The organism is Serratia sp. LTN-2 (genome assembly GCF_059740205.1).
Map to the genome: position 1 here is coordinate 156573 of NZ_JCAXDO010000001.1, position 26671 is coordinate 183243.

Sequence of the window (26671 nt, forward strand, 5' to 3'; positions counted from 1 at the left end):
GCTAACCTGCTGTTTCAGAAATAATTAGCTGAATTCACCTGATAACTGAACATCGCTAAAAGGATTGCCTATGTCTGCCGGTTTATTGAAAACGATAGCTCTGAGCGTGACCCTTGTTTGCTCCCTTCCCGCCGCCTTTGCCGCCGATCTGACCGCCGGCGCGGTCGCCGCTCCGGATCAGTATGGCGCAAAAGTCGCCGCGCAAATTCTGCAGGCCGGCGGCAACGCGGTCGATGCGGCGGTCGCCACCGCCTTTACCCTCGCGGTGACCTACCCTGAAGCCGGCAATATCGGCGGCGGCGGCTTTATGACGCTGTACGTCGACGGCAAGCCCTATTTTCTCGACTACCGCGAAGTGGCGCCCAAGGCCGCCAGCAAGACCATGTATCTGAACGAGAAAGGAGAAGTGATCGAAAATCTCAGCCTGGTGGGCAGCCGCGCCGCCGGCGTGCCGGGCACCGTGCTGGGGTTGTGGGAAGCCCATAAACGCTTCGGCAAACTGCCCTGGGCCGAGCTGCTGACGCCGGCGATCGGTTACGCCAGGCAAGGTTTTCAGGTGGCGGATCAGCAGTATCAGTACCGTGAAGACGCCAACAAGCTGTTCGCCGGTAAAACCAACTTCGGCGACTATTTCGGCGCCATGAAACCCGGCACGGTGTTCAAACAGCCGGAGCTGGCTGCCACCCTCGAGCGCATCGCCAAATCGGGCGCCGACGATTTTTATCACGGCGAAACTGCCCGCCTGTTGGTGGCGCAAATGCAGCGCGACAACGGGCTGATCGGCGCGGCGGATCTGGCCGATTATCGAGTGAAATGGCGTGAACCGATGCGCATCAGCTGGCGCGGCAACACCGTGTATACCGCCCCGCTGCCCAGCTCCGGCGGCATTGCGCTGGCGCAGCTGCTGGGGATAAAAGAAGATCGCGCCGCCGACTTCAAGGGCGTGCCGCTGAACTCGGCGCGCTATATCCACCTGCTGGCGGAGATCGAAAAACGCGTGTTCGCCGATCGCGCCGACTACCTCGGCGATCCGGATTTCACTAAAGTACCGGAAGCGCAGCTGATCGCCCCCGACTATCTGCAAAAACGCGCCGCCGAGATCAACCCGACGGCGATCTCGCCGACCGAGCAGGTACGGCCGGGGCTGGAAACCCACCAAACCACCCATTTCTCGATCGTCGATGCCGCCGGCAACGCCGTCAGCAACACCTATACGCTCAACTGGGACTTCGGCAGCGGCGTGGTGGTCAAAGGCGCCGGCTTCTTGCTCAACGACGAGATGGATGACTTCAGCGCCAAACCGGGCGTCGCCAATGCCTTTGGCGTGGTGGGCAGCGACGCCAACGCCATCGAGCCGGGCAAACGCATGCTCTCCTCGATGAGCCCGACCATCATCACGCGCGACGGCGACGTCAGCCTGGTGATCGGCACCCCGGGCGGTTCGCGCATCTTCACTTCGATCTTCCAGGTGATCAATAATCTCTACGATTACCACCTGCCGCTGGCGCAGGCGGTCGCCGCCCAGCGCGTGCACCATCAGTTGCTGCCGAAGGACACCCTGTACTACGATAGCTTCGCGCCGCTGACCGGCAAACCGGCGGACGAACTGAAAGCCATGGGCTACACCCTGGAAGATCAGGGCTGGAACATGGGCGATATTCAGGTCATCCGCATCGATGGCCGCACGCCGGAAACCGCCTCAGATCCGCGCGGCCGCGGCGTGGGCCTGGTGGTGAAAAAGTAACGCGTCCGGCGGCCCGCCTCAGGCACAACGGGCCGCCACTCCCCCGCACAGACTGCCGCTGCGCCCTTTTTCACTCATCTATACTGAAGCGACAGGCCCGCGTTTAAACACGCAGGCGCCTGCGTTCCGTCTTGGACGATAAGAATAATACTTATAGTAAATAAATCACCTGCATTTATCGTAAGCGGTATCGGAGGCAATCGACAATGGCGAAAAGACGAGCAGTACCCGGTGTTCATCCCTACGATGGGCCCGCCGGCGGTTGGGGCGCGCTGAAAGCGACGGCCATCGCCGTGCGCACGCAGATGGATACCTTCGAGGCGCCGGTGACGCTGATGCGCACCAATCAACCCGACGGATTTGATTGCCCGGGATGCGCATGGCCGGATAAAGAACATCGCTCCACCTTCCAGTTTTGCGAAAACGGCGCCAAAGCCGTGACCTGGGAAGCGACCAGCAAACGGGTGACGCCCGAGTTTCTGGCGCAAAATACCGTGACGTCACTGCTGCAGAAAACCGATTACCAGTTGGAAGACTATGGCCGGCTGACCACGCCCCTGTTTTATGACGCCGGGACGGATACCCTGCGTCCGATGGCCTGGGACGAGGCGTTCCAACGCATCGCCGCCGTCTTGCAGACGCTGCCGCCGCAACAGGTGGAATTTTATACCTCCGGCCGGGCGTCCAATGAGGCGGCCTACCTGTTCCAGCTGTTTGCGCGCGAATTTGGCAGCAATAACTTTCCCGACTGCTCCAACATGTGCCATGAACCGACCAGCGTTGGCCTGCCGCAGTCGATCGGCATCGGCAAAGGCACCGTCTCGCTGGACGACTTTGACAGCGCGGAGCTGGTTATCTCCATCGGCCACAATCCGGGCACCAATCACCCGCGCATGATGGGCACGCTGCATGAGCTGGCGCGTAAAAAGGTGCCGATCATCGTGTTTAATCCGCTGCGTGAGCGGGCGCTCGAGCGCTTCACCGATCCGCAAAACGTTATCGAAATGGCGACCTACAGTTCGACGCCTATCGCGTCAACCTACTATCAGGTTAAAGCCGGCGGCGACGCCGCGGCGCTCAAAGGCATCGCCAAAGCGCTACTGCAGCTGGATGAAACACAAGGCAATGCCGTGGATCACGCTTTCATCGCCCAGCACACGGAAGGGTTTGCGGCTTTCGCCGCCGATCTGGCGGCCACCCGCTGGGAAGCCATCGAGGCGGAGAGCGGCCTGGCGCGCCAGGATCTGGAACAGGTGGCCGCCGCCTACGCAAAATCCAACGCCACCATTGTCACCTACGGCATGGGCATTACGCAGCACAATAAAGGGACGGCCAACGTGCGCCTGATCGCCGACCTGCTGCTGCTGCGCGGCAACATCGGCAAACCGGGCGCCGGTATTTGCCCGCTGCGCGGCCACTCTAACGTGCAGGGCAACCGCACCGTCGGCATCACCGAAAAACCCTCGGCCGAATTTTTGGCGAAGCTGGAAACGGTGTTTGGCTTCACGCCGCCCAAAGCCCACGGTCACGACGCCGTGAAGTGCATGCAGGCGATGATCGACGGCGCTTCGAAGGCGTTAATCTGTCTGGGCGGCAACTTCGCCGTGGCGCTGCCGGACCCCGAACAGAGCTTCCCGGCGATGAAGGCGCTGGAGTTAAGCGTGCATATCGGCACCAAACTCAATCGCAGCCATCTGTTGGTGGCGAAAGAAACCCTCATTCTGCCCTGCTTGGGCCGTACCGAGCTGGACCTGCAGGCCAGCGGACGGCAATCGGTGACGGTGGAGGATTCGATGTCGATGGTGCACGCATCGTCCGGCAAATTAAAACCGGCGTCGGAATGGCTGCGTTCGGAACCCGCCATTGTGGCCGGCATGGCCAAAGCGGTGATGCCCGCCAGCAAGGTGCCCTGGGATGAGCTGATCGAAGATTACGACGTGATACGCGATCTGATCGAAAAAACCATACCGGGCTTCGACGATTACAACACGCGCATTCGCCAACCGGGCGGTTTCCGCATGCCGTTGCCACCGACCGAGCGCCAGTGGCCGACGGCGACGGGCAAAGCGATGTTTTCGGTGTTCAGCGGGCTGCACGAAGACCAGATTGCGGCGGAACAAGATACGCTGCGGCTGATCACCCTGCGCAGCCACGATCAGTACAACACCACCATCTATGCCCTGGACGATCGCTACCGCGGGGTTTTCGGCCGTCGCGACGTGCTGTTCATGAATGACAGCGATCTGCAACGTTTGGGGTTGGAACATGGCGACGTGGTCGACCTGGAAACGGCGTTGCCCGGCTGCACTCAACGCCTGGAAGGCATCACGGTGATCGCCTACAACATCTCGGCCGGATCGGTCGGCGCCTATTATCCGGAGGCCAACGTGCTGGTGCCGTTGCATTACATCGATGAGGAAAGCGGCACGCCTTCGTACAAATCGGTGCCAATCCGGGTGAAATTGAGATCCAAAGAGGTGCGCGCGGTTGATATCGCCTGACGGCAGCGGTTTGAGCCTTTCTCCACATGGAGAAAGGCTTTTCCCCTTTATACCTGCGCTACCAACACATTGACGTTGGCGGGGAAAACCAGCCCTTCGAGCGCATTGCCGCTGTCGGAAGTGACCAGGTAATCGATCTCTGGCCATTTGGCCACCAGCGTCATCGCATGGCCGCGCAGCTTGTTTTCATCCGCCAGCACGATGCATTTGCGGCTCTGCGCAATCATTTTGCGCGCGATGGCCGCCTCATTGACGTTTTGATCCATCACCCCGGTCTGCACATTAACCGCACCGGCGCCGATAATGGCGTAATCGGCGAAAAACGCTTCGATATTATTCAATGCGATCGCCCCGAGGCACTCCATTTTTGAGCCGATGAACTGCCCGCCGATCAGCACCACGTCGATGGAGTCATTTTCCAGACAGACGTTGGCGATCAGCGGCGAGTTGGTGATGACCGTCAACTGATCCACCGTCGCCAACTGCCGAGCGAACTCCAGCGTGGTGGAGCCGAAATCCACGAACACCGTATCGCCCGGTTGGATCAGCGTCACCGCTTTCTCCGCGATGGCGCGCTTCTCAGCCTCGGCGATTTTGGCCCGTTCATTGAATTCATGCTCGAACTTGAACTGGCTGCTGACTGCGCCGCCGTGGATCTTCTTGATCAGCCGATAGTCTTCCAGCTTGTTCAGATCGCGCCGAATGGTTTCCTGCGAAACCTGGAATTTATCCGCCAGCTCATTCACGTAAACCCGGCCATTGGCCTGGATCAGCGCCAGTATTTCATTGCGCCTTTCCACGGAATTAGAGATATCCATTCACATTACACTCGCTGCCTTAAGTAAGAGTGACTGCTTCCGCCGAGACTCGCGGCGTTAACTGACGGAATACTACGGGTTTCATGGCGTTAGACGCAAGCCGTTACCGCCGTTCATCCGGCGGGTTCGATGCTGATGTGCAGCACGTCACGCTCGCCGTCGGCCGGCAAGGCGATATTGCGCAGCAAGATCCGCCGTTCAGGCAGGCAGCGATGCGTTTTGCGATACAGCACGTTCTCCCCCAGCCGCACTACGATCGAACCGGACACCGGCTGTTCCACGCGCATATTGATCGTGACCGTGGCGGGTTTGCCGATCAGCGCCACGTTGGCAGGCGCGGTCAGGCGAATGCGCTCGTCATGCCGCACCGGGAGGATTTGCCTCGCCGGCGGCAGCGTACGCTGCAGCGAACGGGCAACGGCTTCGCCGACGCGCAGCCCTTCCTGATAACACTGGTCGCCCATGTCTGCCGGATGCAGCATGTTACCGACGGCGAAATAGGCGGCGTCGGAACAGCGGCCGAACTGATCGGTCAGCGGGCAGCCGTTGTCCGGCCGCTGCGCCAGGTGGCTCTGGCGGATCAGCGTATACTCCCCGGTGAAGCGGCCGGTGAAGATCAGGCTGTCGCAGGCGATGCGCCGTTTCTCTCCCTGGCGGTTCTCCACCTCGATGGATTCGACCCGTTCGCGGCCGGCAATGTCGGTCACCCGCGAATAATAATGAATCGGCACCCCCATCAGGCGCGCATAGAGCGCGCTAAGACGCCAGGCGACGGGCCTGCCGCCGCTTTCAATCATGGCGACGGCGCGCACGCCGGCATTGCGCAGCGTCCACAGCGCGGAGAAACTGACCAGCTCGGTGCCGACCACCACCGGCGCCTTGCCCGGCTGCAGCCCGCGCAAATAGACGAACTGCTGCAGCGCGCCTGCGGTCAGCACGCCCTGCGGCCGCAGGCCGCTCACCAGGCGCGGATGACGCGGCGTCTCGCGCACGCCGGTCGCCAGGATCACCCGCTGCGCTTTCAAGCTGCTGACGCCACGACGGTCCGTGATGGTCAGCTCACCGTCCGGTTTGATGGCGAGCACCGTCACGCCGGTGCGGATCTCTACCCGTCCGGCGCGCGCCAGTATCTTATCGACATAGGTGGACCCCAGCATCGGCCGGTAAAAAGTCTGCAGCCCGAAGGTGGGATGCCGGCAGTGCCTGGGCACGCCGCCCGCCTGCTGTTCGCGTTCCAGGATCACCACATCCTCGATGCCCGCCTGCCGCAGCGCGGTCGCTGCCGCGATCCCCGCCGGCCCGGCGCCGACAATCGCCACCTGATACTCAGTTTTCATCAATGCTCCCTACGGCCAGCGTTTGGCCAAAACGATCGCCCACCATTTCCGCCACCCGGCTGCTGCAATAGAAACCGTTGCAGCGCCCCATCATCACGCGCGTGCGGCGCCGCAGCCCGCCGATGCATTCCGGCGGCACGGCGGAATCGAACGCCGCCTCTATCTCCCGCTGGGTCACCAGCTCGCAATGGCAAACGATGCCGCCGTTGTCCGGGCGCGCATAATCGCGCAGCGCATAGTCGGCAAGCATCGGCATCTGCGGCCAATGCACGGTCTCTGACGCGGTTGGCGTGAAGCACGGCGTAAAATGGTCGCGATAAAGCTGCTCCACGTATTGCGCGATGCCGAGCGCCGCCGTCAGGCCGGTAGAGCGAATGCCCGCCACGCAGATCCACTGCCGGTCGGGATAGTGCTGGATGCGGTAGTGTTTCTGCTCGGTCGCCGGCCGCAATCCGGCATAGCTGGCGGTCACGCTGTAATTCGCCAGCGTGGGCAACAGCCGCGTTCCCTGTTCGATCAGTTCGCGCATTTTGGTTTCGTCCACCGTCGCCGTCTCGCGATCCTGCTGCTCTTCGGCGGTCGGCCCCAGCAGCAAATTGCCGAAGATGGTTTTCGACAGCAGCACCCCTTTGGTGATCGCCGTCGGCACCGGCAAGATAATGGCGTTGACCTGCCCGGCGGCGGCCTTGTCGAACACCAGGAACTGGCCTTTGCGCGGGCGAATTTCAAACTCGGGCTGATGGCAGAAACGTTCCACCCGGTCACCCTGATTACCGGCGCAGTTGATGACGATTTTGCCGTGAAATACGCCCCGGTTGCTGGTTAACCGCCAGCCGGTCGACAAGCGCTCGGCGCCGGTCACCTCGGTATTGAAGCGATAGTCGCCGCCGTGCTTGACGCCTTGCGTCAGATACGCAAGCGGCGTGCTCCAGGGATCGATCACGCTTTCTCCCGGCACCTCTACCGCCGCCAACGCGCCGGGCGCCAACTGCGGCTCACGGCGATACAGCTCGGCGGCGTCGATCTGCGCCACATCCAGCACGCCGTTGTCGTGCGCCTGCTGCACGATCGCGGGCAGCGCCGCCAACTGCTGCTCGTCCCACGCCACCACCAACGCGCCGGTGGGCAACAGCGGCAAATTCATCCGTTCACGGATGGCGATAAACTCCCGGTAACCGGCCTGCATGCAGCGCAGTTCCAGGCTGCCGCTGGGCGCATCGAAGCCGGTATGCAGCAGCGCGCTGTTGGCTTTGCTGGCACCGGACAGGATATCGCCCCCCTTCTCCAACAGCAGCGTACGGGCGCCCATCAGGCAGAATTTGCGGAATACCGCACACCCGACCACACCGCCGCCAATCACGACAATGTCCCAACCCGCTTGTTCTTCCATCATGCTGATGCCCCGTCTTAATGTGATAACCACATAAAACCACACAATAACCCCATTTGAAATGACAAAAACAACACAAACCCCAAAAAAAACGGCAGGACGCGGTGATAAGCAAAAAGTATGAGGTCGATCACGCGGGGTTATTTTATCTTGTGATTTATGTTGCTTTAATGTGTGAAATTGAAGATAGATTATTAAAACGGTCACACAAACAACACCAGGCGCAATAAAAAAACAAAACCTATAAGAGAGCGAAGCAATGATGAATCAACGTTATGCCGCGATTGATCAGGGAACCACCGGCACCCGGGTCGTGGTGTTCGGCGAAGACGGCAGGCACCATTCGCCGGCCAGCATGCCGCACAAGCAGATCACCCCCAATCCGGGCTGGGTGGAACATGACGCCCTGGAGATATTGGCGAATATCCGCCGCTGTCTCAGCCAGTGCGACATGGTGGACGCCATCGGTTTAGGGCATCAGGGCGAAAGCCTGCTGGCCTGGGACGCCGACAGCGGTCTGCCGCTGTACAACGCCATCGTTTGGCAGGATCAGCGCACCGAGCCGGAGATTCAGCGGCTGAAACGCGAAGGCGTTGAGCCGCTGGTGATGGCGAAAACCGGCCTGCCGCTCGACACCTACTTCTCCGCCAGCAAAATGGGCTGGCTGATGAACAACGCACCGGGGGCCAGGCAGCTGGCGCAACGCGGCCGCCTGCGGCTCGGCACCATGGACGCGTTCTTCCTGTTCCACCTGTGTGGCCGGCATCTTACCGACTATAACTCGGCGTCGCGCACCTCGTTGTTCAACATTCATACCCTGCAGTGGGATGAAGAGCTGTGCCGGTTGTTCGGCGTGCCGATCGACAGCCTGCCCGAGGTCAGAGACAACATCGGCCACTTCGGCGACGTCGCGCTCAACGGCAAGCCGGTGCCGCTGACGGCCTGCATCGTCGACCAGTTTGCCGGCACTTACGGCCACGGCTGCCATCGACCGGGACAGATGAAGATCACCTTCGGCACCGGCGCCTTTTTGCAGGCGATCACCGGGCCGCGTCCGGTCGACGCCGGCGAATCCGGTCTGCTGCCCACGCTATGCTGGAAGCTGCCCGGCGCCGAGCCGGTATACGGTCTGGATGGCGGCGTCTATAACGCCGCCTCCGCCATCAACTGGGCGAGAAAAATCGGCCTGTTCAACGACTTCGATGAATTCGGCGATTTCCCGGCCCAGCCGGCCATCGCGCGCGGCCTGGCTTTTGTGCCCGCGCTTTCCGGATTGGCCTGCCCTTACTGGGACCGCTCCGCCGCCGGCGTGTGGGCCGGGCTGTCGCTGGAAACCGAACGCAAGGATCTGCTGCAGTCGATCCTCGAAGGTATCGCCATGCGTTCCGCCGAGGTGATCAATGCCATGGATAAAGTAAAGCCGATCGGCGACAGCATTTCGGTGGACGGCGGTCTGTCCGCCAACCGTTACTTCACGCAGTTTCTCGCCAACCTGATCCAAAAACGCATCGTCTCTCCCGCCAATAAGGAGATCACCGCCCTGGGCGTGGCGCTGTTGGCGCGTAAAGGATTGGGGATGGAACATCCGCTCAAGGTGCTCAACCGTTATGAAGTGACGGAACCCGCCGAGGTCGATATGACGCTCTGGTTTACCCGCTATCAGGAAATCATCGCGCGCTCGCGCGGCTTACGTTCACCGCAGGAGGAACACCATGGCTGAGTTCGGTAATTTCATCATCTATATCATCATGGCCGGCACCCTGATCGGTGCGTTGGCGTCGATCGTTAAACCGGAAGGTGAACTGGGGCGTGAGTTCGTCAACGGCATTCATGCCATCGGCCCGGTGTTTCTCGCTCAGGCGGGCATCATGGCCGCGATCCCGATCATCTCTTACCTGATCATGTACAGCATCGGCCCCTTCTTCTCGGCGCTCGGCTCAGACGCCTCGATCGCGGCGCTGGCGGTGATCGCCGTGGACATGGGCGGTTACCAGTTGGCCGACGCCATCGCCGCCAACCGCGATATGTGGATCGTCGCCATGCTGGTGGGTTACACCTCCGGCGCCAGCATCGTATACCTGATCCCGGTCGGGCTTATCATGCTGAACCGCGATGACCATAAGTATCTGGCGTTAGGGGCCATGGCGGGTTTGATCAGCATTCCGTTCGCCGTGCTGATCGCCCTGGTGACCATCACCTTCAACAACCTGCCGGTCAGGGAGATTATCTCTACCACTTCGCCCGCCGCGCACTATCTGCAGCTGGACCTGCTGCAGGCGCTGCGGCTGCTGTCGCCGCTGTTCGCCCTGTGCTTCCTGCTGGCGTTGGGGCTGAAACTGCGGCCGGCGGCGATGGTGAAAGGGTTCCTGATCTTCGGCAAGGCGGCGGATGCCTTTATCAAGCTGGTGCTGGCGTTATGCATCATCGAACATTTCACCGGCGTATTTAAAAAGGTGTTCGGCGGTTGGGTATTCGATCCGTTATTCGCCGACAAAGACGAATTATTCCGCGCTATCGAAATTGCCGGCTATATCGGCATTATGTTGGCGGGCACATTCCCCATTTGTTATTTGTTCCAGCGCTATTGCCGCAAACCGATGCATTTCATCGGCAAAAAACTCGGTCTGTCGGATACCGGCGCACTGGGCTTTATCATGGTGTTGGCCAATATCATCGCCGTATATCACCTGTTCAAAGGCATGCGGGCGCGCGATAAGGTGCTTTGCGTGGCCTTTGGCATCTGCGCGCAGGCCACGCTGGGCGATCACCTGGCGTTTACCGCCAACTTCCAACCTTCGCTGGTGCTGCCAATCATGATGGGCAAGTTCCTCGGCGGCATGATCGCCGTGCTGATCGCCATCAAAATCTCGGTGCCGGAAGCTGAATTGCTGGAAAAACAACAGACGCAAAGGCCATCGACGGCGATTGCCGCCGCCGTTCGCTGAATTTACCCCTGAACCATAAGAAATAAACGGGGCGCCGCCTCACGGGGAAGCTGCGCCCTTTTTTCACCCCAAACATCATTTATTGAGAGAGCCAACGGTAATGAGAAAGATATTTTTAGCCTGCCCTTACAGCCACGCCGACGCCAACGTCGTGCAACAACGCTTTATCGCCTGCAACGACGTCGCCGCCGCCATCGTGCGCGCCGGCAGCGCCGTTTTTAGCCAGGTTAGCATGTCGCACCCGATCAACGGGTGTTTGCAAGATCTCGATAAAACCGCCATCGGTAATCTGTGGGCGCCGATCGACGCGCTGTTTATGGCGGCGATGGATGAGCTGATCGTGCTCGATCTACCGGGTTGGCAGGAGAGCGGCGGCATCAAACGCGAGATGGACTACTTTGCCGCGCGCGGCTGCCGCGTCAGCCTGTGGTCCGACGTCGCGGCCGAGTTCAGCTGAGGCGTGCGCCCCGCCGCCGAACGCGACGGGGCGGCAGCTTATTTGCCGTTGGCCAACTCGCCGTACACCACCTGGCCGCGGAAACCGCGCCGCACCTGCTGGAACAGCTCGCGGAACGCCGGGTAATCCTGCGCCTGGCACAGCGCTTCCTTGCCGCGAATGGCGTTTACCTGCAGGCGGTGATTGACGATCACCTGCTGCCCGTCGCGGCGCCACTCGACGCGATAGTCGCCCGCCGCATTGCGGAACTGCCTGTCTTGCGGAATGGCGATGATCGGCACGTTGGCCGGCAACTGCAGGCGATAGGTTTCGTCGTAACGCTGCGCGCTGCAGTAGAACGGGGTTTCGTTGCCCGGCGCCGCCGTGGTGGTATACAGCGTGCGGAACGATTTGCCGCCGGGCGGATTGGGCAAGGTCATGCCGCCCACCACGCCGAAATCGACGTAGTCGTCCGCCTTGAAGCGGAAGCGGTAACCGAACTGTTTCTTGAGATCTAACGGATCGCTGTTCATCGCCACCTCGCCGCTGCCGTCGATGCCGGATGCGGACATGATTGACGCTTCGGCCTGCGCCCGGTTCTGCCGGTTGATCTGCGAGAAGTAGCCCCGCAGGTCAATCTCTTCCACTTCGCTTAGCCGACGCTCGGTCTCCCCCTGCAGGTTGCCGGCCTTGTCGAACACGAAATCGACGCTCAACGCGCTCTTGACCGGTTGCTCGTCGCTACCCGGCGTGCGCGCCAGTTTGGCGTCGCGCGTCAGCAGCACCGGCGCGCCCAGGTCACCTTCCGGCAGCTGGCCGAACCGCGCCCAAGGGTTGGTGGAGTCCAGGTACAGTTTGAACTCGGGCACGTAGGTGATGGCGTGATTAAAGCGGCTGAGCAGCGGCACTTTAGGCAGTATCGGGCCTTCGTCCATGCCGATCAGCACCGGCGAGCTTTCGATCCCCTTGGCGGCGAGCAACGCTTCCAGGATCACCACGTGATCCTTACAGTCGCCGTAGTGGTTATCGAGAATGCTCTGCGCCGAATTCGGCTCCAGCCCACCGTTGCCCAGATACACCGCCACATAGCGAATGTTTTGCGCCACCCAGCGATAGAGCGCCTCCGCCTGCTGGCGCCGATCGCTGATGCCGGCGGTGATGTTGTCCGCCAGCGCCTGAATGCCCGGCGTCACCTTCGCCGCCGCGCCGGCCTTCAGCTGGTAGGCCTTGGCCAACTGCGGCCAATCGCGGTAGGTGCTGGCCATGATGGTCGGACTGAAGGTCCAGCTGTCCGCCGCCCAGTTTTGCGCCTTCATCGGCGCGCTGCGCGAATAATGCCAGCGCCAGTGCGCCTGTCCGCCGCGGATCTGCGGCTGGTCGCCACCCGCCACGCCGCGGGTGAAAATATGCATCGGCAGCTTGGCCGGCGCCTGCAGGGTCACTTCGGCGTCGTCGAACTGATCGAAGACGCTGAACGTTTCCCACAGGCCGAAATAGTCGGGGAAATACGGCGTGTTTTGCGTGCGGCGCAGCTCATACACCACGCGTGAGCCCGGCGCCAGGTTGGAAAACACGATGACGCGCACCTTGCGATCGGCGTACAGCGGCGCCGTGGCGCTGGAGTAGCTCTCCTGGGTATAGATGCGGTCGGGCGCCACATCGTGGCGTTGGCCGTCGGCGGTCAGCGTATAGGCGGCGACCACCTCGAGCGTTTCCATTTTTTCGCTGTAGCTCAGGCGAATCTGGCTGAATTTCTCGATCGCTGCCTTGGTCTTCAGCAGCACCTCGTAGCTTTCCGTTTTCACGTTGGTGGCGTTGGCGTTGACGCGGTAATCCGCGCGATAGCGCACGAAGCTGAAATCATTGTTGGCCGTATCGTTCTGGCCTTGCTCTGCCGCCGCAGGCGCGGCAACCGCCAACACGGTGGCCGGGTGCGTCGCCGTCAAACCGGCGAGTAACAGTATGGAAGGAATAGCGATTTTCATCTTCGGTCCTTGAAGGGCAATAAACGGCGACGCCGGGCTACCCGCTCGTCCCGGCGTCAAAACAGGTGGGCACACTAATATAATTGAGAATCATTTTCAATAAACGGACCTTCAACGCCCGGGTTAGCCCTGTTCGATCAGCATCACGGCGGTGGTCTCCGGCTCCAGCGCTTCGAATACATGTTCGCGATCGGCCGAGTAGCTGATGTAATCGCCGGCGCTCAACTCCAGCGGCTGATCCGCCGGCCCCAGGCGCGCGCGCCCGCTGCTGATGATCACATGCTCAACGGTGCCGGGGGGATGCGGCCGGGAGAGTTTCACTTCGCCGGGCTGCACCCGCAGCCGATAAATATCGCGTTGCGCCCCCGGTGGGCAGGTCGCCAACAGCGTGGCGGCGTAGTTGCCCTGCTCCGACAGCGCCGGCGTTCCCTCATGGGCGCGGATCACTTGCACCTGCCTGCTCGGCTGCGAAATCAACCGGCTGACCGGCACGTCCAGCGCCATCGCCAGCGCCCACAGCGTTTCCAGGCTGGGGTTACCGCTGCCGGCTTCGAGCTGCGACAGCGTGGACTTGGCGATGCCCGCGCGTTTCGCCAGTTCGGTCACCGACAGATTTAACCGCTCCCGCTCGCGGCGGATCGCCGCCGACAGCAGGCCGATAGGCGTAATGTTCTGCATCTGATTGTCACTCACCGTTCGTTATATAAAACGTTTGTTCAACTTGACGAACAAGCGCATCTGTGTTCATCATAATGTTCGATTGTTCATTTTAATGATTAACCCGTTTCACCGCAAGCGCGGTCAGGCGACGAGGGAAACCCCATGAAAGCGAAAACGCGCGGCGCGGCACAAATGATCCTCGCCATGATGATTTCTGGCACCGTCGGTTGGCCGGTGCTGGTGTTAGGGCAGCCGCCCGCCACGGTGGTATTTTGGCGCTGCGCGTTTGGCGCGATGGCGATGCTGGCCACCTGCGCCGCGCTCGGCCAGTTAAAACAGGGTGCGATCAACCGGCGACAGCTGGCCTTCGCCATCCTGGGCGGCATCGCGCTGGTGCTCAATTGGACGCTGCTGTTTGCCGCCTATGCGCATGCTTCGATCGCCGTCGCCACCGTCACCTACCATGTGCAACCGTTCATGTTGGTGGCGCTGGGGGCGTTGCTGTTCGGCGAAAAGCTGACGATCAATCAGTTGGGCTGGCTTGTGCTGGCGTTTGCGGGGATGGTGCTGATGGTCACCGGCCGGCAAAGCGGCGGCGACAGCGGTGATTACCTGCTCGGCGTGGCGCTGGCGCTGGGCGCGGCCCTGATGTACGCCATTGCGGCGGCGATCGTCAAACAGCTGGCCGCGCTGCCGCCGCAGCTGATCGTGTTGATTCAGTTGACCGTCGGCGCCTTGGCGATGGCGCCGTTCGCCGGTCTGGCCCACCTTCCCGCAGAACCGACCGATTGGCTGCTGCTGGTGACCATCGGACTGGTGCATACCGGGGTTATGTCCACGTTGCTCTACGGCGCTATCCAGAAAATCCCCACCTCTCTGGTCGGTGCCCTGTCGTTTATCTACCCGGCGGTGGCGATCGTGGTGGACTGGGCGGCGTTCGGCCATCGCCTCAGCCTGCTGCAGCTGCTGGGTACGCTGGCCATTCTCGGCGCGGCGGCGGGCATGATGTTCAATAAACGTCCATTCACCCACAGACCTGGCCCCCTCATTAACGGCAGCCGAACCCGTCATCGTGACGCAGAAAATAAGTGAACATAAACGAATGCCAACGGCGATTTTTGTCTAACCTTATTATCGACGCCGTCATTCAGTATATTTAATCCATGCTAATTATTAATCTTGCCAATAATTAGATTATTTATCTTGCGTGTGGAGAAATATCAATATGAGCAATACCGGTGAAACATTAATTAATGCCATTGTCAGCAATCGTTTTCTGATGGCAATAAACAATTGCCCGGGCGTTCCCGCCCAAATGAGCCGGGCCGTTTATGGTAAAACGCAAGACGACAGCGGAGCCGGAACCACGATCGAAAATAACCGTGATATGCAAAAGAATATCAATATCGCGCTGGGCTTTGCTGGGGCGAACTCGGAAACCGCCGTTTGGCATTTTATGATTGGCCCTCCCGTACACCATTTTGTGGTGGTCCCCTGGTACCAGCATACGGCGCCGCACGGACGGGTCTACACCGTATTTATGGCCTACGAGAACCGGTATTCGGTTGGCGACTATGTTCAGCATACGCCGCCGGCACCTTCTGCGGTGAAAGGCTACCGTACCCTGTGGAGCGTCACCGACCTGGGGCAGATGTTTACCGATTTGTTGACCAGCGGCACGGCGTGGCAAGCCTATTTCGGTGCGGTGGGCGCAGCGCAGGCCAATAAAATAACCTATTGGAAATATAAGGTAACGTCGTTAGATTCCGCCGTGGCCAACGTCAACAAATATCGCTAATCCCGCTCGCCGGGCAAGCTATGCACAATAAGGCATTCGCCTTGTGCCAGGCGCGGTGTTATTTATTTACACCGTGTAGGGTAGAAGGAGTGTTCTATGTGGCATCACCGCCTGCAACGGCGCATTCGTTTCAGCTATTGGAACGAACTGTGCGTCACAAAAAATAAGGGAAGGCTTGCGCCTTCCCTTTTGTCATTTAGCGCTCAGATCAGAAGCGGTCGGTTTTCACCACCTCGTCGAACGGCAGCTTGCCGATGCGCGGATAAGGTTGCCCCACAGCCTTGCCGATGGCGACCATCAGCGCGATCTGATAATGCGCCGGTTTGTTGATAATCTCACCCACGGCGTCGAAATCAAAACCGTCCATCGGGCAAGAGTCGTAGCCTTGAGCCTTGGCCGCCAGCATCAGCGTCTGGGCGAAAATGCCGCTGCTGCGCATGACTTCGTCGCGCTGCACCTGCGGCTTGCCGCGATAGTACTGATCGACGGCCGGGATCATAAACTGTTGTACCGGCTCCGCCGCTTCGGCCCAGACGTTTTTTACCTGTGATTCCCAGCTCGACAGATCGCCGCACAGCACGACCAGCATCGACGCGTCGGTCACCTGCGCCTGCCCCCACGCCGCCTCGCGAATTTTCTCGCGCTGCGCGCGATCTTCGATCAGCAGCGGACGCCAATGCTGCAGGTTGAAAGCGCTGGGCGCCCCCTGCAGCGCGATGGTCAGCAACGCTTTTTTCTCTTCGAACGTCATCGCGTGCTGCGTATCGAACTGCTTGGTGGCGCGGCGCTGGCGGATCGCATCTAACGTATTCATTTTATTACTGCCTCTATCCATGTGAAAACGTCTATTGTCGCCAACCCGGTGCGGCTGTCCAGCCCCCGGCGGCTATTTCTGCGCGGTTTCGGCGCGCAAACGGCCGACCTCCGCCTTCAAGTCAGGCCACGGCGACTGACCGGCGTAGTGCTGCCGCAGGTAGTTGAGCAGTATGGCGATCTGCGCGTCATCCAGGTTATAGCGGAAGCCCGGCATATAGCCCAGTTCGGCGTTGGCCGGCCGCTGTATGCCATCCAGCACCACGCGAATGGCGTTGTCCGGCGTGGCGGCGAACAGGTTGGTATTCAGCGCCAGAGACGGCCGCACCCCCGCCATCTGCGCGCCTTTCTCCTGCGCATGGCAAGCCATGCAGGCGCCGGAAAACAGCCGTGCCCCTTGCGAATTCAAGGGCTCAACCTGGCGCTCCGCCTGGGCGTTCAAGGCTGCCGCCGTGGCGCCCGACGCCGTTTCAGGATGATAGCTGCGCAGATAGACGGCGATCGCCTGCAAATCGGCCTGCGGCAAGCGTGACAGCCCTTCTTCGATCACCGGCGCCATCGGGCCGGCGGCGACGCCGTGGTTGGCCGAGTAGCCGGTGCGCATGAAATCGACCAGATCCTGCTGCGTCCAGACGAGCGGCGCAGGCGAGCGAGCGGTCAACGCCGGCGCTGTCCAGCCTTCCGCCACTCCGCCCGCCAGGTGATCGGCGCCGGTTTTCTCACCGAACAGCACGTTGCGCGGCGAATGGCAGGCGCTGCAGTGCCCCAGCCCTTCGACCAGGTAAGCGCCGCGGTTCCAGTCGGCGCTCTGAGCAGGATCTTCCTTCATCGCGCCCGGCGTCAGGAACAGCCAGTTCCAGGCGAAGATGCCCTGACGAATATTGAACGGGAAGTGCAAATCGGTGGCCGGCGGCCGAGATTTCACCGCTGGCTGCGACATCAGGTAGGCGTAAAGCGCCTGCAGATCGGCGTCGCTGGTGCGGGTAAAGGCGGTATAGGGAAACGCCGGATAGAGATAGCGCCCCTGTCGATCGACGCCGTGCCGCATGGCGCGCTCAAACGCCGCGTAGCTCCAGCTGCCGATGCCGGTTTCCACGTCCGGCGTGATGTTGGTGGTGTAAATGGTGCCGAACGGGATCTCCATCGCCAGCCCGCCGGTATTGCGCTCGCCGCCCGAGCGGGTATGGCACACCGCGCAGTCGCCGAGATCGGCCAGCGTTTTGCCGCGCGCGATCTGCGCCTGGCTGAAGCTGTGCGTCGCATCGGCGGCAAGCGGCGCGATTTCCGGCTGCCAGCTGGCGACTACGCCGGCCACCACAACGGCGAGCACCGTTACGCCGCCCCATCCGGCGATCTTTTTCATCTTGTTCATGGTTGCTGTCCTTGTTCGTGACGGGGTTTAGTGACCGGCCTGAGCACGCAGCGCGGCCAGTACGCGTGCCGGCGTGAACGGCACCTCGCGCAGGCGCACGCCGAGCGCGTCAAACAGTGCGTTGCCAATCGCCGCCGCACTCGGCACCGAGGCAGACTCTCCGGCGCCCATCGGCGCTTCGTCCGGACGGTCGATCAGTTGGATATCGATCTGCGGCAGTTCGTCAAAGCGCAGGATGGGATACCCTCCCCAGTCCAATGACGTCACGCCCGTCTCGTTGAAGGTCACGAACTCTTTCAACACCCGGCTGGCAGACTGGATGATGTTGCCATGCACTTGATGGCGCACCCCGGCCGGGTTGATCATGCGACCGCAGTCGTGCGCCACGAAGATTTTATCGAGCGTGATCTGCCCGGAAAGGCGATTGACGCGAAGATCGCACACCCAGGCCGCCCAGGCGGCGCCAAAGCCAGGGAATTTACTGTGGAAATAGCGCGCATAGGCGAAGCCGCGGCCGCTCACCACTTCGGCGCCGGCGGCGCGCGACCGGTGCGCCGGGCCGTCTTGCCAGTTCGCCTGCCGCTTCAGGGCCTCGATCAGAGCCACCGCGCGCGGATCGTTCAGATAACGCAGGCGGAAGGCGATCGGATCCTCGCCGGCGCGCCAGGCCAGCTCGTCGATCCAGGATTCGTGAGCGAACACGTTGGGCAAGGCCGATACGCCTCGCATCCACGACGCCCGTACGATCGGCGCAGCGTCCTGACAAATCACCCGCATGTGCGGGTAGTCGTATTGCGGAATGGCGGTGCGATCGCCCATTTGCTGCACATCGGCCCGGTTGGCCACTTTGCCGGTTAACACCAGCGGCAGGGTCACGGCGTTGTTGGAGGGATAGCTGGTTTTCAGCTCGTAGGCCGCCACCCGGTTTTGCGCGTCCAGACCGCCGCGTACCCGGATCAGCTGGCCGGTGCCCTTCGGCTCCCAGCCGGACTCCTGTTCACGCATCAGCTGTACCCGCACCGGGCGACCGGTCGCCCGCGCCAGCAGGGCCGCGTCCGCCGAAACGTCATCGGCGCAGTTGCGGCCATAGCAACCGGAGGCCTCCATGCGGGTGATGTGCACCTGCTCGGACGGCAGCTCGAGCAGCCTGGCGATGTCTTTGCGCAGATCGTGAGGATTTTGCGTGCCGGACCACACCTGCGCCCGCCCGTCTTTAACGTCGGCGACCGCGCAGGAAGGGCCGATCGAGGCGTGCTGATGGTAGGGCCAGACATAGTCTGCCCGCACTTCGGTATGCAGTGCCGCCAGCGCGGCGTCCGTGCCCGCATCGTCGCGCAACACGCGGTCGTTTTTCGGATTGGCCTCCAGCGCGGCGGGCAGCGCTTCAGGCGACAGATCCGGCAACCCGGCCCAGGATTTCCATTCGGTTTTCAGCTGGCGCATGGCGGCGATCGCCTGCTCTTCGCGCTCGGCCACGATGCCGATGAAATCGTTGATCACCACCAGTTTCACGATGCCCGGCAGGTGCGAGATCGACCTTTCATCCACTGACAACAGGCCGCCGCCCAGCGGCGCGCTGCTGTCTGCGCCCACATAAGGTGGGCGCACCACCCGGCCATGCAACATGCCGGGCAGGCGCAGATCGTGCACATAGGTCAGCGCGCCGCTCACTTTGGCCGGAATATCGACCCGGGCGACGGCGCGGCCGACATAACGGTTCTGTTGTTCGCTGTTCAGCTGAACATTCTTATCCAACGCGACGTGCAGATTCTGCCCGCTCGCCAGTTGCGCATAGCTCAACGAACGCCCCGGCTGTTGCGTCACAAACACGTGGCCGGCCGCCGCCGTCAACTGTTCGGCCGGCAGTTCGAAAGCCTTGGCCGCCAGCGCCGTCAGCATGTGGCGCACCTGCGCCGCCGCCTGCCGCAGCGGCACCGACGTCACCTGAATGGTGGCGCTGGCGATGGTCGGCCCCTGATCCGGCGTGCGTTGCGTATCGCCAAGGATCATCGTCACTTGCTCGAACGGCACGCAGATTTCATCGGCGACGATCTGCGCCAGCGCGGTGCGAATGCCGGTGCCCAGATCGACGTGGCCGTTGAATGCCGTCACCCGCCCGTCGGCGGTGAGGCTGATAAAGCTGTCCACCCTGTCCAGCGGAAGATCGGCGGGCGTTGAGGCGGGTTCGGCGGCGAAGGCGTTAAACGATGCGGGCAGCAGGCTGCTGACCATCACCACACCGCCGGCCTGTAGCAGCTGTCGGCGGGTCAGTTCGAGACGGCTCATGCTTGCCTCCGCGCTGCCAGCAGTTCGCGAGCGCGTTCGGCGGCGCGCAAAATCTCAAGATGGGTGCCGCAGCGGCACAGGTTATAGGCCAGCTCTTTCTTGACTGCCTGTTCGTCCGCCTCGGGTTCACGTTCGAACAGCGCGACCAGCGTCATGATCATGCCGTTGGCGCAGTAGCCGCATTGCGCCGCCTGCTCATCGATAAATCCCTGCTGCACCGGATGCAGCGCTTCCGATGTTCCCAGGCCCTCCAGCGTGGTGACCGATTGGTTGCCTACCGCGGACAGCGGCATTGAGCAAGAACGTGCGGCGACGCCGTTGAGCAGCACCGTGCAGGCGCCGCACTCCCCCAGGCCGCAGCCGTATTTGGGGCCGTTCAATTGCAGATCGTTGCGTAACACGTACAGCAGCGGCGTGTCGGGCGAGACGTCGCCGAGTGGAACCACTCGGCCGTTAACATTGATTTCCATGGTGAAACTATCCCTCAAATTAACGGATTTACTCCGTAACCTCGTTGCCATCAGTAGCTAGGCAAGATATTTATCATTATCGTCAAAAGACCTGATAATGTTAAGGGAATGTAGCCGTAACGGCTTTAACGAAAAGTGGGTATTTTCTATAAATTTCCTATAGATAAGCCCGGTTTTATGGTTGCCCGCCGTGATTATTGTCGTTCGTCAATCCGGCTTCGGCACCGTCGACCAGCAGCCTGACGCCCGCCTCGAACAGCCTGTCTGCGCCCTTCTCCTGCAATCCTTCCCAGCCTTCGCACAGCAGCGGGTAACGCCGACGGTCGGCCTCGTTCAGCGCGTCGTCAGGCTGCATTTGCTGTTCTTCCAGCACCCAGCCCACCACGAAGCGGCCAACGGCGAACAGCAGGTTAACCGCGCGTTCCGGCGTAAATCCCGCCCGGCACAACAGCGCCACCTTGGCCTCGATGATCGCGAACTGCGGTTCCTGCGGACGGGTGCCGGCATGCAGGCGCGCACCGTCGCGGTAAGCCAGCAACGCGCGGCGAAAGTTGACCGCGTTGGCGGTGACCCAGGCTCGCCAGGGCATGTCAGCGGGCATCTCTTCACGGTGATCCAGCATGATGGTTTCCGCCATCGCCTTCAGCAGCTCGGCCTTGTTCTTGAAATGCCAATAAAGCGTGGGCGATTGTACGCCCAGATGTTGCGCCAGACGGCGGGTGCTCAGGGCGTCGATGCCGATGTCATTCAGCAGCTCCAGCGCCCCGCGCAGCACGGTTTCGCGCGTTAAACGCGCCGCGGTATTTTTTTCGCTCATCTCTCTATCACTGATAGGGTAACTGTGGAATACTCATTACTCTATCACTGTTAGAGTCACGATTTTGAAAAAACCTATGCTGGTTATTTTGTTGACGGTGCTGCTGGATGCGGTGGGCATCGGTCTGATCATGCCTATCCTGCCGGCGCTGTTGCGCTCGCTGGGCGGTCTCGATGCCGGCAGCGTGCATTACGGCGCTCTGTTGGCGGCCTATGCGTTGATGCAATTCCTGTTTTCACCAATCCTCGGCGCGCTGAGCGATCGTTTCGGCCGGCGCCCGGTGCTGTTGATTTCGCTCGCCGGCGCGGCGGCCGACTACCTGCTGATGGCGTTCGCGCCGACGCTGGCCTGGCTCTATCTGGGCCGGTTGCTGGCGGGCATCACCGGCGCCAACATGGCGGTCGCCACCGCCTATGTCACCGATATTACCCCTGCCGGCCAACGCGCGCGGCGTTTCGGCCTGGTGGGTGCCGTATTCGGCGTCGGCTTTATCGTCGGCCCGCTGCTCGGCGGCTCACTGGGCGAATGGCATCTGCATGCCCCCTTCCTGGCGGCGGCGGTGATGAACGCCATCAACCTGGCGTTGGCGTTTTTCCTGTTGCCCGAATCGCGTAAACCCAGCTGCCGCACCGCCGAGAAAATCCGGCTTAATCCCTTTTCTTCATTGCGGCGATTGCACGGCAAGCCGGGCCTGCTGCCGCTGGCCGGCATTTACCTGATCATGGCGCTGGCCTCTCAGGCGCCGGCTACGCTGTGGATTTTATACGGTCAGGATCGCTTCGGCTGGAGCATGATGTTGGCGGGCCTGTCGCTGGCCGGTTACGGCGCCTGCCACGCGCTGTCGCAGGCCTTTGCCGTCGGCCCGCTGGTCGCACGGCTCGGCGAGCGCAAGGCGCTGCTGATCGGCCTGGCCGCCGACGCGCTGGGCATGCTGCTGCTGTCGATCGCCACGCGCGGCTGGGCGCCGTTCGTCCTGCTGCCGTTGTTTGCAGCGGGCGGCATGGCGTTACCCGCGCTGCAGGCGCTGATGGCGCACAAGGTGGACGACGATCATCAGGGCGAGTTGCAGGGGACGCTGTCCAGCATGGGCAGCCTGATCGGCGTCGCCGGGCCGCTGGTAGCGACGGCGCTGTACGCCGCCACGCGCGATGTCTGGCCCGGCCTGGTCTGGGCGCTGGCCGCCGCCCTGTATCTGCTGACCCCGCCGCTGCTGGCACGTTCGCGCGCCAGGGATATGGCGCCGTAACTTTGCCAATCTTTAGCTTTGGAAAGCAAAAACCGGCATTTTGCCGCCGGAATAAGCTGACCTATGCTGAACTGTGTAATGAAACGCGTTTTCATGGCATGTCTTCCGGAACGTTTTGCTTTAATTTGTTCGTCGTGAACTCTGGGCCGCCCCTGACTGGTGCGGCTTTTCTTTTGGTTCGGCAGTGCCAGCGGCGGTGAATTTTGCTATGTTAACCTGCAGATAAGCTTCCCGTTTTCAGCCGCCGGACCGACTCATGTTCACCCATAAAGCAATCGCCGAGCTCAACGCCCTGGAGCTGATGGTTTATAACTACGTCAGCAAACACAAAAATCAGGTGATGTACATGACCATCCGCGAGCTGGCGGAGGCCGCCGGCGTGTCCACCACCACCGTGCTGCGGTTTTGCAAAAAAATGGGCTGTGACGGCTATTCGGAATTTCGCATCCGTTTCAAACTGTACCTCGAGCAAAGCGACGCGCCGCCGATCGATTCCGGCATCGGCGAAATCCTCAGCTTTTTTAAAAGCGTCAGCAACGAAGAGTTTAATCAGCTGATCGATCAGGCGGTGCAGCATATCGCCGCCGCCGAGCGAATTATTTTCGTCGGCATCAGTACGTCAGGCGCATTGGGGAAATATGGCGCACGTTTCTTCTCCAACGTCGGGAAATTCAGCACCCATATCGACGATCCTTATTATCCGGTCAACAGCGATATGTATAAAAACGCGGTGGCGATCATGCTGTCGGTCTCCGGCGAGACCGAAGAGATCCTGCGGTTGGCGAGCCAGTTCAGCCTGCACCACTGCAAAATCATCAGCATCACCAACAACGAAACCTCTTCACTGGCGCGGCTGGCGGACTTCAACCTCTCTTACCACGTTCCGCAGCATTTGATCGGCGGCCATCATAATATTACCACGCAGATCCCCGTGCTTTACATTATTGAAACCATCGGTAAACGGCTCGGGCATATTAATTCGGCAAAATAAAACAGGCTGTTTTTTTATTGTGACAAGTCACTTTTCACGGTGATTTGTTATATCGTGACATTTCTTTCGGTATTGGTACTCTATTCTCAACGCAGCGTGATTACCCTTCATTAAATAAACCGATGAGACATTGACGATGAAACAGTTGCCGAAGGATTTTCTGTGGGGGGGCGCGGTCGCCGCGCACCAGGTTGAAGGCGGTTGGGATCGGGGCGGCAAAGGCCCAAGCATCGCCGACGTGCTGTCCGGCGGTTCGCACGGCGTCGATCGCGTGATGACCGACGGGGTGCTCGATGGCTACCGTTACCCCAATCATGAAGCGGTGGACTTCTATGGCCGCTACAAACAAGACGTGGCGCTGTTCGCCGAGATGGGGTTCAAATGCTTCCGCACCTCGATCGCCTGGACGCGCATCTTTCCGAACGGCGACGAAACGGCACCGAATGAAGCCGGCCTGCAGTTTTACGACGATCTGTTCGATGAGCTGCTGAAATACGGTATCCAGCCGGTGATCACCCTGTCCCACTTCGAAATGCCTTACCATTTGGTGAAAACCTACGGCGGCTGGAAAAACCGCCGGGTGGTGGAGTTCTTCGTGCGCTTTAGCGAAGTGGTGATGCGCCGCTACCGCGAGAAGGTGAAGTACTGGATGACCTTCAACGAGATCAACAACCAGAGCAACTACCGCTACCCGCTGTTCGGCTACTGCTGTTCCGGCGTGGATTACACCCAGGAAGACAATCCGGAGCAGGCGCTGTACCAGGTGTTGCACCACCAGTTCGTTGCCAGCGCGCAGGTGGTCAAACTCGGCCATCAGATCAACCCGGAGTTCAAGATCGGCTGCATGCTGGCCTGCGTGCCGTTCTACCCTTATTCCTGCAAGCCGGACGACGTGATGTACGCCGTGGAGGCGATGCACCAGCGCTATCTGTACACCGACGTGCAGATGCGCGGCTACTACCCAAGCTATCTGCTGCGCGACTGGGAACGCAAAGGGCTGAAGATCGAGATGCAGCCGCAGGACGCCCAGATCCTGCGCGAGGGCTGCACCGACTACATCGGCTTCAGCTATTACATGAGCAACGCGCTGCAGGCCAACGCGATGGAAGGCAGCGACGGCATGTTCGGTTTCCCGGGCAACGTGCCGAACCCGCACGTCAAGGCTTCCGACTGGGGTTGGCAGATCGATCCGGTCGGGCTGCGCTACTCGCTGAACGTATTGTATGAACGCTACCAGAAGCCGCTGTTTATCGTGGAAAACGGCTTCGGCGCCTTCGACAAGGTGGAAGCGGACGGCCAGATCAACGATGACTATCGCATCGACTATCTGCGTGCTCATATCGAAGAGATGAAGAAAGCGGTGATTGAAGACGGCGTGGATCTGATCGGCTACACCCCTTGGGGCTGCATCGACTGCGTGTCGTTCACCACCGGTGAGTACAGCAAACGCTACGGCTTTATCTACGTCGATAAACACGACGACGGCACCGGTACGCTTGAGCGCTCGCGCAAGAAGAGCTTCGACTGGTACCGCCGGGTCATCGCCAGCAACGGCGAACAGCTGTAACTGCGCGGCAGACGATCAGGGGCGATGTTCGCCCCTTTTTTATTGCGCCTTATTCCGCCGTCTGCCCGGCGGTGAGGTACTTCGCCATTTCCACCGGCGGCACCATGCCGCCGCCGGTCGCCCACACCAGATGCGTCGCCTGCGCCAAACTCTCCGCGCTCACGCCTTGCCCGCTCAGCGGTTGCGCATTGGCCGCCATGCGCCACGGCCCGGCCATGCCGGCCAGCGCAGACGGCTCCAGCTGGATATGTTCGTGCCGATCCAACAACCCGAGCAACGCGAACATCTCCTCGTCGCTCAGGGTGTAAAACGCGCTCAGCAGGCGTTCCATCGCCCGGCCGACAAAGCCGGAGGCGCGCCCCACCGCCAATCCGTCCGCCGCTGTGCGGTTGTCGATGCCGAGATCTTGCACCGCAATCCCGTCATGCAGCCCGCTGTAGACCCCGAGCAGCATGCAGGGCGAATGGGTCGGCTCGGCGAAAACGCAGTGAACGTGATCGCCGAACGCCAGCTTGAGGCCAAACGCCACGCCGCCCGGCCCGCCGCCGACGCCGCACGGCAGATAAACGAACAGCGGATGCTGCGCGTCCACCACGATGCCCTGTTCGGCGAACTGCCGCTTCAGGCGGCCGCCGGCCACCGCATAACCGAGGAACAGGGTTTGCGAGTTTTCATCGTCGATAAAGAAACAACGCGGATCGTTCGCCGCCTGTTTGCGGCCCTGCTCCACCGCCACGCCGTAATCTTCGGCGTATTCCACCACCGTCACGCCGTTGTCGCGCAGCTTCTGCTTCTTCCACGCCCGCGCATCCGCCGACATGTGCACGCTGACGTCAAATCCCAGGCGGGCGCTGATGATGCCGATGGATAATCCCAGATTGCCCGTCGATCCGACGGCGATACGGTATTGGCTGAAGAACTGACGGAACTCGTCGGAAAACAACCGGGCGTAGTCATCACCGGTCTGCAGCAGCCCCGCCTCCAGCGCCAGCTTCTCCGCGTGCGTCAGCACTTCATAGATGCCGCCGCGCGCCTTGATTGAACCGGAGATCGGCAGATGGCTGTCCTTTTTCAACAGCAGTTTCCCACCCAGAGTTTGCCCGTAGCGGCGATCCAGCGCCTGCTGCATGGCGGGGATCGCCACCAGTTCGGATTCGATGATCCCACCAGTGGGCTGGGTTTCCGGGAAGGCCGCGGCGAGATATGGCGCAAAGCGCGCCAGGCGCTGCTCGGCTTCGGCCACGTCGGCGGCGCTCAGCCCGACATGAGGCAGCCCTGCGGCCAGCGTGGTCGCACGCGGATTGAACCAAGTGATCGGCTCAAGAGCAACCATGCGTTGCAGCAGCGGATGCTGCGCGATCCACGGTTGAATCTGTGATTGGTGCATAAGTGTCCCTGACTGAGTTGGCATTGCCGTCACCATGCCGCGAACGCCGGCGGCTGACAAATGATAAATTCTGCGCTTGAGATGCAACAGATTGATGCAAACCCGGCG

21 protein-coding genes are annotated in these 26671 nt (G+C 61.1%); 10 read left to right on the forward strand and 11 right to left on the reverse strand.

Translation table 11 applies throughout. The features are described 5' to 3' along the window. Positions 1-70 precede the first annotated feature (70 nt). A complete protein-coding gene (gene ggt, locus AC6BYQ_RS00735) occupies positions 71-1744 on the forward strand; it encodes a gamma-glutamyltransferase (RefSeq protein WP_211129800.1) in 1674 nt (557 codons plus the stop codon). Between the two features lie 206 nt (positions 1745-1950). Beyond that, the gene (locus tag AC6BYQ_RS00740) at positions 1951-4245 is read left to right on the forward strand and encodes an FdhF/YdeP family oxidoreductase (RefSeq protein WP_498056099.1); all 2295 of its coding nucleotides are present in this window, start codon (positions 1951-1953) and stop codon (positions 4243-4245) included. Between the two features lie 47 nt (positions 4246-4292). Here the strand turns inward: AC6BYQ_RS00740 and AC6BYQ_RS00745 are convergent, their stop codons facing one another. The 3 genes from AC6BYQ_RS00745 to AC6BYQ_RS00755 form a co-directional block, all read right to left on the reverse strand. Next, the gene (locus AC6BYQ_RS00745; protein ID WP_498056100.1) at positions 4293-5063 is read right to left on the reverse strand and encodes a DeoR/GlpR family DNA-binding transcription regulator; all 771 of its coding nucleotides are present in this window, start codon (positions 5061-5063) and stop codon (positions 4293-4295) included. A 113-nt stretch (positions 5064-5176) separates the two neighbouring features. Beyond that, on the reverse strand, positions 5177-6400 hold the full coding sequence (locus tag AC6BYQ_RS00750; RefSeq protein WP_498056101.1) for an FAD-dependent oxidoreductase: 1224 nt from the start codon (positions 6398-6400) through the stop codon (positions 5177-5179). Continuing rightward, on the reverse strand, positions 6390-7793 hold the full coding sequence (locus tag AC6BYQ_RS00755; protein WP_498056102.1) for an NAD(P)/FAD-dependent oxidoreductase: 1404 nt from the start codon (positions 7791-7793) through the stop codon (positions 6390-6392). Before AC6BYQ_RS00755 ends, AC6BYQ_RS00750 begins: the two co-directional genes overlap by 11 nt. 256 nt (positions 7794-8049) lie before the next feature. Between AC6BYQ_RS00755 and AC6BYQ_RS00760 the strand changes: the two genes are divergently transcribed. The 3 genes from AC6BYQ_RS00760 to AC6BYQ_RS00770 all read left to right on the forward strand — a co-directional run bounded on the left by AC6BYQ_RS00760 (position 8050) and on the right by AC6BYQ_RS00770 (position 11192). After that, positions 8050-9510 (forward strand): FGGY-family carbohydrate kinase, encoded by a 1461-nt coding sequence (locus AC6BYQ_RS00760; protein WP_498056103.1) that lies wholly within the window; start codon positions 8050-8052, stop codon positions 9508-9510. Further along, positions 9503-10735, forward strand: coding sequence for an ethanolamine utilization protein EutH (gene eutH, locus AC6BYQ_RS00765; protein WP_498056104.1), 1233 nt, complete (start codon positions 9503-9505; stop codon positions 10733-10735). Before AC6BYQ_RS00760 ends, eutH begins: the two co-directional genes overlap by 8 nt. Positions 10736-10835: 100 nt before the next feature. Continuing rightward, the gene (locus AC6BYQ_RS00770; RefSeq protein WP_498056105.1) at positions 10836-11192 is read left to right on the forward strand and encodes a DUF1937 family protein; all 357 of its coding nucleotides are present in this window, start codon (positions 10836-10838) and stop codon (positions 11190-11192) included. Positions 11193-11230: 38 nt separating this feature from the next. Here the strand turns inward: AC6BYQ_RS00770 and AC6BYQ_RS00775 are convergent, their stop codons facing one another. Next, positions 11231-13156, reverse strand: a complete 1926-nt coding sequence (locus tag AC6BYQ_RS00775) for a DUF3857 domain-containing protein (RefSeq protein ID WP_019455399.1) — start codon at positions 13154-13156, stop codon at positions 11231-11233. Between the two features lie 123 nt (positions 13157-13279). Further along, a complete protein-coding gene (locus AC6BYQ_RS00780) occupies positions 13280-13834 on the reverse strand; it encodes a helix-turn-helix domain-containing protein (RefSeq protein WP_141972936.1) in 555 nt (184 codons plus the stop codon). 144 nt (positions 13835-13978) lie between these two features. On the opposite strand from AC6BYQ_RS00780, the gene AC6BYQ_RS00785 reads away from it, so the two are divergent. Together AC6BYQ_RS00785 and AC6BYQ_RS00790 are read left to right on the forward strand one after the other, a co-directional pair. Next, positions 13979-14908: a DMT family transporter gene (locus tag AC6BYQ_RS00785; RefSeq protein ID WP_498056106.1), complete on the forward strand. Its 930-nt coding sequence runs from the start codon at positions 13979-13981 to the stop codon at positions 14906-14908. Between the two features lie 133 nt (positions 14909-15041). Further along, positions 15042-15614, forward strand: a complete 573-nt coding sequence (locus AC6BYQ_RS00790) for a hypothetical protein (RefSeq protein WP_498056107.1) — start codon at positions 15042-15044, stop codon at positions 15612-15614. Positions 15615-15822: 208 nt separating this feature from the next. Here the strand turns inward: AC6BYQ_RS00790 and AC6BYQ_RS00795 are convergent, their stop codons facing one another. The 5 genes from AC6BYQ_RS00795 to tetR all read right to left on the reverse strand — a co-directional run bounded on the left by AC6BYQ_RS00795 (position 15823) and on the right by tetR (position 21372). Next, on the reverse strand, positions 15823-16428 hold the full coding sequence (locus AC6BYQ_RS00795) for a nitroreductase family protein (protein WP_498056108.1): 606 nt from the start codon (positions 16426-16428) through the stop codon (positions 15823-15825). A 72-nt stretch (positions 16429-16500) separates the two neighbouring features. Further along, complete coding sequence (locus AC6BYQ_RS00800; protein WP_498056109.1) at positions 16501-17799, reverse strand: c-type cytochrome; 1299 nt, start codon at positions 17797-17799, stop codon at positions 16501-16503. A gap of 27 nt (positions 17800-17826) precedes the next feature. Continuing rightward, positions 17827-20085, reverse strand: a complete 2259-nt coding sequence (locus AC6BYQ_RS00805; RefSeq protein ID WP_498056110.1) for a xanthine dehydrogenase family protein molybdopterin-binding subunit — start codon at positions 20083-20085, stop codon at positions 17827-17829. Then, the gene (locus tag AC6BYQ_RS00810; RefSeq protein ID WP_019455406.1) at positions 20082-20555 is read right to left on the reverse strand and encodes a (2Fe-2S)-binding protein; all 474 of its coding nucleotides are present in this window, start codon (positions 20553-20555) and stop codon (positions 20082-20084) included. The genes AC6BYQ_RS00805 and AC6BYQ_RS00810 overlap by 4 nt, the downstream gene beginning before the upstream one ends. 175 nt (positions 20556-20730) lie before the next feature. Continuing rightward, positions 20731-21372, reverse strand: coding sequence for a tetracycline resistance transcriptional repressor TetR (gene tetR / locus AC6BYQ_RS00815; protein ID WP_019455407.1), 642 nt, complete (start codon positions 21370-21372; stop codon positions 20731-20733). Positions 21373-21436: 64 nt separating this feature from the next. On the opposite strand from tetR, the gene tet(41) reads away from it, so the two are divergent. The 3 genes from tet(41) to AC6BYQ_RS00830 all read left to right on the forward strand — a co-directional run bounded on the left by tet(41) (position 21437) and on the right by AC6BYQ_RS00830 (position 25176). Next, positions 21437-22618: a tetracycline efflux MFS transporter Tet(41) gene (gene tet(41), locus AC6BYQ_RS00820; RefSeq protein ID WP_498056111.1), complete on the forward strand. Its 1182-nt coding sequence runs from the start codon at positions 21437-21439 to the stop codon at positions 22616-22618. Between the two features lie 256 nt (positions 22619-22874). Continuing rightward, a complete protein-coding gene (locus AC6BYQ_RS00825) occupies positions 22875-23609 on the forward strand; it encodes a MurR/RpiR family transcriptional regulator (RefSeq protein WP_063919502.1) in 735 nt (244 codons plus the stop codon). Between the two features lie 130 nt (positions 23610-23739). Next, on the forward strand, positions 23740-25176 hold the full coding sequence (locus AC6BYQ_RS00830) for a 6-phospho-beta-glucosidase (RefSeq protein WP_498056112.1): 1437 nt from the start codon (positions 23740-23742) through the stop codon (positions 25174-25176). 49 nt (positions 25177-25225) lie between these two features. Here AC6BYQ_RS00830 and dsdA read toward each other — a convergent pair whose 3' ends face one another. Continuing rightward, positions 25226-26563, reverse strand: coding sequence for a D-serine ammonia-lyase (gene dsdA, locus AC6BYQ_RS00835; protein WP_498056113.1), 1338 nt, complete (start codon positions 26561-26563; stop codon positions 25226-25228). Between the last annotated feature and the right edge of the window lie 108 nt (positions 26564-26671).